The organism is Armatimonas sp. (genome assembly GCF_043760365.1).
Taxonomy (GTDB): domain Bacteria; phylum Armatimonadota; class Armatimonadia; order Armatimonadales; family Armatimonadaceae; genus Armatimonas.
On sequence record NZ_JAYUPA010001019.1, the window covers coordinates 1 to 7,438 of the forward strand.

Sequence of the window (7,438 nt, forward strand, 5' to 3'; positions counted from 1 at the left end):
GATCCTGCGCCTTCTCGATCAGTTCCGCTAAGTGAGAAGCTGCTCCACGGCGACGGCGACAGCGTTCTCGGGCGCAGTTTCTGGCCCAATTTGATCGGCAGCAGCGAGTGCCAGCGGACGGGAGTGTGGCATGGCAACTCCAAGGCCAGCCCAGCGCAGTAGCTCAGCATCGTTGTCTCCGTCGCCAAAGAAGACGATTTGCTCGCGTGGAACCCTCTCACGTTGCGCCACGATCTCCAGCGCGGTTGCTTTGTTCACGGCAGGATGGGAGAACTCCAGGTACTCTGGATCGGTGATGGTGATGTAACAGGACGTCCCCAGCCGTGTACGCCAGTTTTTCTCCAGCTCCGCAATCGTGTCCTCATCGGCGATCCAGAGAATCTTGAAGGGCGACTCTCCGGGGAAGCGCAGGCGTGGGTCGCCTACCACCTCGTAGCTTGCCTTAGTCCGCACCTCCAGAATCTCAAAGTGCCGTGTCCGTTCCCAGCCCACAACCCCCTGTGGCCCGTCCCATACTTGTGTTATGCCCAGAGTTCGGCCCGCATCGAGCAGTAAGCTGGCCACGGCATGCTCCAAGAGCAGCGCACGCCAGATATCATTCGTTTCCGCAACTTTAACCAGCGATCCATTGCCACTCACAATCGGGCCGGTAAGCCCGAGCTGGTCGTGAAAGCGCAAAATATTGAAGTGTGGTCGCCCAGAAGCGAGAATCACCTGGCATCCTAGTGCTTTCAGACGAGCCACGGCGGCGGCATTGGCGGGAGAGATCTCTTTATCAGGGCCAAGAAGCGTGCCATCCAGATCAAAGACGGCGAGACGAAAGGGAAAATTAGACACGCTTGCATAGTACCCGCTCTGGTGGAGTGTTTATTAGCGTTGTGTGTGATCTGCTTTTCCGCTCCAGAACCCGTTGTCGGGCACCCCATCACGGTTGACATCGTCCATTTGCCTCCGCTTCATGGCTTTGCTGTGTCCATCGGCGAAGGCAACCGTCACCATCTCGCTGTGCCGTTCAGCAGGAACTGCCCGGCAGCCTAAGAGCCCGCCACACTCTGCGGTCCCTGGAGCCCCATAGAAGCCCTCGCCAGGTGTCGTTGGGCGGCTTCCTCTCAGGCTGGGAAGAGGTGGGTCAATGACGTAGTTGCCTACATTGCGTACGCCCTTATCGAAACTACAGCCCTCCGTGTCCGTGAGGGCAATGGTCTCAGCGGGCCGCTCAATCTCAGCATCGGTGGCAGCAAAGGGGTGACGGCTGTTTCCCAGATACTGGTAGTTGTAGCCATAGCTTCCGTAGAGCGCCAAGGGATTGTGGGCAAAGGGTTTACGGTGCAGAGAATCCGGAGCGCCGGGTGCTCGAAAGAGCTGCTCGTTCTTGACGTAAGGGAAAAGGTAGTCCGCCCAGCGGGTGCGTGGCGACTGGCTGGAGGGCGACGAATGAAGCGGATAGGCTTCCCAGTCCTGAGCGTACATCGAAACGGCGAGTCCGAGTTGCTTGAGGCTGGAGATTGAGCTGGCTTGGCGAGCCTTTGCACGTGCTTGAGCGAAGACGGGGAAGAGAATCGCAGCTAAGATGGCAATAATAGCAATCACGACGAGAAGCTCAATGAGCGTGAAGGCGGAACGGGTGCGCATTGTGTGGTTCTTTCCTGGCGATAAATTATATCGCCGACTTTTTTTGTCGCCAATAAGTTACCGCGAAAAGGAGCGCTCTGTCAAGGCAATTTTTTTAGATGCCGCCCGCGTGGCCGTCGCAACGGGGGTCGGAGCCGACGGCGTACGCGCCGCCGGGGAGCACTTTGAGGAGCTGCGCCGCGGAGCCATGTGCCCACGGGCCGATCGGCTTGACAGAATGGCCACGCGCCGTGAGTTCCGTAAAGAGAGTCGTCTCCGCACGATCTTCTAGCTCCAGCACGCCTAGCCCCGTCTCACTCTGGCCGGTATTGCCCCCATCCGACGAGTGCTGCCAGCGGGGGCGCTCGATAGCCTCTTGCGGATCGAGGCCCAGATCGAGTGTGTTCACGAGAAGCTGCAAGTTGGTCTGCACCTGAATATTGGCCCCCGGTGTTCCGCCGACCAGAGCGAGCGAGCCGTCGGGGTGGGTGGCGAGCCAGGCGTTGAGCGTGTGGGCCGGGCGCTTGCCAGGCTCCAGCACATTAGGCGAGGCGGGATCGAGCGAGAAACCCGTGAGGCGGTTGTTAAAGAGAATGCCCGTGCCACCCGGAATCCAGGCACTGCCAAAGTTATGGAAAATGCTCTGGATAAAGCTCACCGCGTTTCCGTGGGCGTCGGCGATCAGAAAGTACGTCGTGTCCTGGCCTTCGTCCCCCAAATTTACCCCCTGACCCCCGATAACGGGGGAAGGCATGACGGTTGCCTGCTCGCCAATCTGGGCCCGCTGCTTGGCGAGATACGGCGCGCTCAGGAGTTTTTCCAGAGGAATATCGTGCCACTCCGGGTCGGCCAGATGCGCGAACCGATCCGCGAAGGCGCGTTTTTTACACTCGACTAAAATATGAGTTCGCTCTGCTTCCGTTAACTCAGCTAACTTAAAACCCTCCGCGAGGGCAAGCTCCTGCGCCAGGATCATCCCTTGCGAGGGCGGCGGCTGGCAGTGAACCGTCAGGCCACGGTAGTCCACGGAGAGGGGCGCGAGAACCCGCGTTTTATGCGCGGCGAGATCCTCAAAACTAAAGTGCCCCTCGGAGGCTGCAACAATCCGCTCCGCAATCGTGCCGGAGTAGAACGTGTCGCGCCCATTTTTAGCGATTTCCGCCAGGCTCCAGGCAAGCTCCGGCTGGCAAATCATCTCCCCCAAAACCGGCGTCCTGGTTCCCAGCGCCTCTAAACCGGCGACATGCGCGAACTCTGCGAACTTCTTCACTGCGCGTGGCCCGGCAGGATAGCCCTCTTTGGCGTAGCGGAGCGCGGGAGCGAGTAAGTCTTGAAGGGGGAGCATACCGTGGCGCTGGTGCAGTGCAAACCAGGCGTCCACTAAACCGGGCACGGTCACGGCGCGCGGCCCATGAACGGGGATTCCCTCCGAGTAGCTCGCCCGAGTCGCAGATTTTGGAGCCGCACCTGAGGCGTTGTAGGCAAGTGTCTCGCGCAGCTTTGCGTCGTGGACAATTAAGAAAGCATCGCCGCCTAAGTGCGAGTTCCAGGGCTCGACCACGCACAGAACGGCTGAGGCTGCAATGGCGGCATCGGCAAACGTCCCCCCACGCCCCAGCACAGCAAGCGCCGCCGCTGTCGCCAGAGGCTGGCTCGTCGCCGCCGCCCCGTTCGCTGCCACCACTAAACCCCGTGTCGCCATCATCGCTTCCTCCAAAGCTATCTTTCGCCTTGGAGGAAGCTCTCTCCTCTGCGTCGGTTGCCCGCGCCTAGTCCGTGATGACCTTTTGTAGCGCGACCGTCAGAAGATCCCCCGAGATGGGGTGGCGCTTTACCTGGGCAAAGCACGTGAGATGGCTCTCGCCTTCAAACCCGAGCTGGACGTGCTTGCCATCGCCCCCTCTTGCCCGAATTGCCTTCTCAATCTCGACGGTGGCCACGTAGAGAGAAATGGGAGATGTCCCTTTCCCCGAGAGGGAAACCGCTGTCTGACCTGATTTTCGCATGCGTGTCAGCTCGCCGTGTGATTGCTTGCCCCGAAGGGTCGCTTGAATCGTTGGGTTTTCCATGAGGAGTACCGCCTTTTCTTGCCCTCGCAGAAAACGAAGGGCAAGAGCTTGGAGCCTTAGGCAAGGCAAAGAGTTCCCGTTTTGTTTATTGGCGCAAAGGAAACAAGATTATTTCTGTCGAACCGCTATGCATGAACACTTTGCTTTTCACCCTCCCTCTGGTCGCGTCTTTCATCCCGACCACGGCACAGCCCCCCCTCACGCACGCGCAGCTCCGCGACGGCGCAGCGACACCCGATGCAGTGCGCCGCTGGTTTGGCGCGGCGAACTTGCTCAAGGGCGGCGTCAAGACCGACGATTGCACGGTGGCGTTTGCCATCGAGCTGGCCAGTGAGTCGGAGAAAGACCCAAAAGTGGTGAGTGAGACGAGCGCCTTCACCCTGCCACTCAAGCGCATCGGCACGAGCAATGTCTGGGCCGCCGTAGCAACGCTTCCTGAGGGCACGGGCTTTTTGTGGCACATGGAGGTCGGCAGCGAGAAGCGCGGTGGCGGGCAGCTTGAGGTCTACACCACGCCCGCCGATGCCAAGTACCACGATGGTGTCCCCAGGGGCACGGTTGCGGATAAGGGCAGCTTTAAGAGCCAGGTCTTCGCGGGCACGAGCCGCCTGTGGTGGATCTATGTACCGGCCCAGTACGACCCCGCCAAGCCCGCCGCCGTGATGATTTTCCAAGATGGCGCAGGGCCGAAGAACTACATCCCACCCGTCTTTGACAACCTCATTGCCAAGGGCGAGATGCCGGTCACGATTGGGATCTTCATCAACCCAGGGACGTTTGAGGGAGGCCGCTCCAACCGCAGCTTTGAATACGATACGCTCTCACCAAAATACTCCGAGATGCTGCTCACCGAGATTCTCCCCGAGGTGGCCAAGACCTACAACCTCTCCACCAACCCCGCCGACCGGGCGATTGCGGGCAGCTCCAGCGGGGGTATCTGCGCATTCACCGTGGCCTGGGAGCGCCCCGATCAGTTTTCCAAGGTCCTGAGCTGGGTCGGGAGCTTCGTGAACTTGCAGGGTGGGATAAATAAAATTAGCGGGGGCCACAACTACCCCGTGCTCGTGCGCCAGAGCAAGGGCAACGCCAAGACGATTCGGGTCTTTCTCCAAGATGGTACCAATGACCTGGACAATCCCTTTGGCAACTGGCCACTCGCCAATCAAGGTATGGCAAAAGCGCTCGCCTACTCCGGCTACGATTTCAAGTTTGTCTTCGGCGAGGGCTTCCACTCCGGCAAGCACGGCCAGGCACTTCTCCCTGAGTCGCTCCGCTGGCTCTGGCGGAAGTAAAAAAGTAAAATAATCTTATGCCGGAGATTTATGACAATATCCAACAGCAACTTCTACCGACCCTCCAGGCGACACTGGGGGTTAGCTACCGCGCGGATTTTTGCGTGGGCTATTTTAACTTGCGGGGCTGGAGGCATCTTGCAAAGTCTATAGAGGCATGGCCGGGCGGCGCAGGAAATCAGTGCCGGGTTCTTATCGGGATGCAAGACGCGCCCCGCGAGGAGCTTCGGGCGGCGCTGAGTCTTGCTGTCGAGAGTGGAGGGATGGACAATGGCCTCGCCACTCGGCTCAAGCTGAGGCTTGCTAGTGAGCTACGAGAGCAGCTCACGATTGGTGCACCGACCGATGATGATGAGCGTGCCCTGAGGCAGCTTGCCACGCAACTTAAATCAGGCCAGGTAGTGGTCAAGCTCTTTCTGAGGCACCAGCTTCATGCCAAGCTTTATTTGCTACACAGGCACGATCCGATAAATCCTCTGATTGGCTATCTGGGAAGCAGCAACCTCACTTTTTCAGGCTTAAAGGGACAGGGCGAGCTAAATATTGATGTATTGGATAAAGATGCGGCCACGAAGCTCTCGAAGTGGTTTGAGGAACGCTGGCAGGAGCGCTGGTGCCTGGATATTTCCAAGGAGCTGATCGAGATCATCGAGGCGTCTTGGGCACGTGAGGCGCTGATTCCCCCCTATCAGATCTATCTGAAAATGGCCTACCATCTCTCGCAGGAGGCGCGGGCGGGGCTGACGGAGTTTCGGCTCCCTAAAGTCTTTGAGGGGCTGCTCTTTGACTACCAGGCGGCGGCAGTGAAGATTGCGGCCCGCCACTTGCACAAGCGCGGGGGCGTGCTGATTGGCGATGTGGTCGGACTCGGAAAAACGATGATGGCGACGGCGCTCACCCGGATGTTCGAGGATGACTTCGGGCTGGAGACACTGATTCTTTGCCCTAAGAACTTAGTGTCGATGTGGGAAGACTATCGGGAGCGCTATGGACTTCGGGGCAAGGTGCTCTCGATCACACGGGCGATTAAAGAGCTTCCTCATCTGCGGCGCTACCGTCTGGTGCTGATTGATGAGTCTCATAACCTGCGCAATCGTGAGGGCAAAGTTTATAAAGCCATTCATAGCTATCTCTCCGAGAATGAGTCGCGCTGCATTTTGCTAACAGCCACGCCGTATAACAAAACGTATATAGATCTCTCCAATCAGCTTCGGCTTTTTGTCTCCGACGATAAGGACTTGGGGATTCAGCCGGAGAAATTGCTTAAAAATTTGGGCAATATTTGGGCCTTCGGAGGCTCGCCCCGGACGCTGGCGGCTTTTGAGCGAAGCGAGGAGCCCGATGACTGGCGTGAGCTGATGCGGCTCTATATGGTGCGCCGAACACGCTCGTTTATTATCGAGAACTACGCGCAGTCCGAGCCGAAGACAGACCGTAAGTTCTTGACTTTTGCGGATGGAACCCGCTCGTACTTTCCCGCAAGAGTGCCTAAGACAGCAAAGTTTAAGCTAGATGCTCAGTTCGCCTCGCTCTATGCTCCCACTGTCGTAGACACTATCAATGCCCTGACCCTGCCGCGCTATGGCCTGGGTAACTACGTTCATGCCACCGCCACGCCCGCTCCGACGGACACCGAGAAGAAGCTGCTGGAGAACCTGGGCCGCGCTGGGAAGCGGCTGATGGGGTTCTGTCGGACGAACTTATTCAAACGCCTGGAGTCGAGCGGGAAGGCGTTTCTACTCTCGGTCGAGCGGCATATCCTGCGCAACTATCTGTTTCTCCATGCTTTACAAAACAACAAGCCTTTGCCCATTGGCACCCAGAATGCGGACTTGCTAGACACGCGCACGCAGGACGAGGACGATGAGACGGGCGATCTCTTTGAGACGGGGGAAGAGAGCGCGCCAGAGGAGACCCACTCGGTGGGGCTTCGCGACGAAGCGGCGTTTGAGAAGCGTGCCGCCGAGGTCTATTTACTCTACGAGGGGCAGTACAAGCGCCGCTTTAAGTGGATCGCGCCGCGCTTCTTTAGTGAGAGCCTCGCGACGCACCTGCGGGCCGATGCACAGGCGCTGCTGACGATCTTGCAGCACTGCACGAGCTGGGAGGCGGGCCGCGATGAGAAGCTGCTGGAGCTGAGGCGATTGGTTGCGGTGACCTATCCTCAGGAGAAAGTCCTACTCTTTACTCAGTTCGCCGACACCGCACGCTACCTTGCGGAGCAACTTACGACGATGGGCATTGATTCCATTGGCTGCGCGACGGGAGGCACGGATGCGACAAAACTTGCCCAGCGCTTCTCGCCGGTCTCGAACAACAAGCGCAAGGAAATCAAGCCCGAGCAAGAATTACGGGTGCTGATCGCGACCGATGTACTCTCCGAGGGGCAGAACCTGCAAGATGCCCGCATTATCGTGAACTACGACCTGCCCTGGGCGATTATCCGGCTGATTCAGCGGGCGGGCC

6 protein-coding genes are annotated in these 7,438 nt (G+C 58.7%); 2 read left to right on the forward strand and 4 right to left on the reverse strand.

Translation table 11 applies throughout. The annotated features are described in order from the left end of the window. Positions 1–27: 27 nt before the first annotated feature. From ACH2EH_RS25865 to ACH2EH_RS25880, 4 genes are all read right to left on the reverse strand, one after another. On the reverse strand, positions 28–837 hold the full coding sequence (locus ACH2EH_RS25865; RefSeq protein WP_395146309.1) for a Cof-type HAD-IIB family hydrolase: 810 nt from the start codon (positions 835–837) through the stop codon (positions 28–30). Between the two features lie 33 nt (positions 838–870). Continuing rightward, the gene (locus tag ACH2EH_RS25870; protein WP_309696794.1) at positions 871–1,632 is read right to left on the reverse strand and encodes a DUF1559 domain-containing protein; all 762 of its coding nucleotides are present in this window, start codon (positions 1,630–1,632) and stop codon (positions 871–873) included. Positions 1,633–1,726: 94 nt separating this feature from the next. Then, positions 1,727–3,316: a gamma-glutamyltransferase family protein gene (locus ACH2EH_RS25875; RefSeq protein ID WP_395146310.1), complete on the reverse strand. Its 1,590-nt coding sequence runs from the start codon at positions 3,314–3,316 to the stop codon at positions 1,727–1,729. 64 nt (positions 3,317–3,380) lie between these two features. Continuing rightward, on the reverse strand, positions 3,381–3,680 hold the full coding sequence (locus tag ACH2EH_RS25880) for a hypothetical protein (RefSeq protein ID WP_395146311.1): 300 nt from the start codon (positions 3,678–3,680) through the stop codon (positions 3,381–3,383). A gap of 131 nt (positions 3,681–3,811) precedes the next feature. Here ACH2EH_RS25880 and ACH2EH_RS25885 point away from each other — a divergent pair, with 131 nt between their 5' ends. Next, the gene (locus ACH2EH_RS25885; protein WP_395146312.1) at positions 3,812–4,972 is read left to right on the forward strand and encodes an alpha/beta hydrolase; all 1,161 of its coding nucleotides are present in this window, start codon (positions 3,812–3,814) and stop codon (positions 4,970–4,972) included. A 17-nt stretch (positions 4,973–4,989) separates the two neighbouring features. Further along, positions 4,990–7,438: helicase-related protein (locus tag ACH2EH_RS25890; RefSeq protein ID WP_395146313.1), on the forward strand; the 2,449-nt coding region annotated here is incomplete at its 3' end.